Annotated in this window: 2 protein-coding genes; both read right to left on the bottom strand. The window is 60.8% G+C overall.

The window, feature by feature from the left end; translation table 11 throughout:
- Positions 1 to 315 (bottom strand): ABC transporter substrate-binding protein (locus tag A2I95_RS41370; protein ID WP_291738081.1); only part of this gene is annotated, 315 nt, incomplete at its 3' end.
- A partial coding sequence (gene pip, locus A2I95_RS41365) for a prolyl aminopeptidase (protein ID WP_291738080.1) occupies positions 312 to 1,093 on the bottom strand: 782 nt, incomplete at its 5' end. The genes pip and A2I95_RS41370, both read right to left, overlap by 4 nt.

Raw genomic sequence — 1,093 nt, 5'->3', positions numbered from 1 at the left:
ATCCTCTGCTGTCAGCAGTGAGCCGTCATGAAAATCCACGCCTGCACGCAAATCAAAGGTCCAGGTTTTGGCGTCCGGCGTCGAATGCCAGCCTGTAGCCAATTCTCCGCGCAGCAAACCATCAGGCGCAATTTCTGTCAGCGTGTCATAGACCGCGTAACGTGCGGCCTGTTCCAAAAGCCCGCCGTCGCGGGGAACCGCAAGACGCAGCGCGCCACCGGCCTTGGGCGATGCATTTACGGCTCCGCCAGCCGCCGCCAGCAGGGCTGCAGCAGCACCCGAGGTGAACAGCGCGCGGCGGTCAATGCGCGTCATGGCACAAGCTCTCCTGCAATCCGGTCCATCGCCCGCACCAGCTCAGCGCTGATTCCCGGCTCCGACAAAGCATGGCCGGCATTGCGCACCATCTTCAACTCCGCATTTGGCCACAGCTCATTCAAGCGCCAAGCCGAAGACGGCGGGCAAATCATATCGTAACGCCCTTGCACAATAACGCCGGGGATATGAGAGATCCGGTCCATATTGGCGAGGATCTGGCCGTCGTAATCGAGGAAACCGCTATTGATGAAATAGTGGTTCTCCAACCGGGCAAAGGCACGTGCATAATCGCCGGGGCTTTCGCCGCTCTGGCCGTTGGAATGCACCGACGCCAACGCGTTTTCCCAGGCGGACCAGGCCCGGCCATAGCGTACTTCTTCATCCAGATCGCCGGAAAACAGCCGCTTGTGATAGGCGGCGATCATGTCGCTGCGCTCTGCATCCGGGATCAGCGAGACAAATTTGACCCAGGTTTCGGGCCAGAACTTGCCGGCACCGCCGCCATAGAACCAATCCAGCTCAGCCTTGGTCATCAGGAACACGCCGCGCAGGATAATCTGCTGGACCCGGCTGGGGTGGGTCTGGGCGTAAATCAACGCCAGTGTCGCTCCCCAGCTGCCGCCGAACAGGATCCAGCTATCGATGCCCAGCTGGCGGCGAATCAGCTCCATATCGGCAACCAGATGCCAGGTGGTGTTGTCCTCGCAGGACGCATAGGGGCGTGAGCGGCCGCAGCCGCGCTGATCGAACAGGATGATTCGGTACACATGCGGAT

Source organism: Leisingera sp. F5, from assembly GCF_001593695.1.
This window is presented reverse-complemented; position numbering and strand designations above follow the sequence as displayed.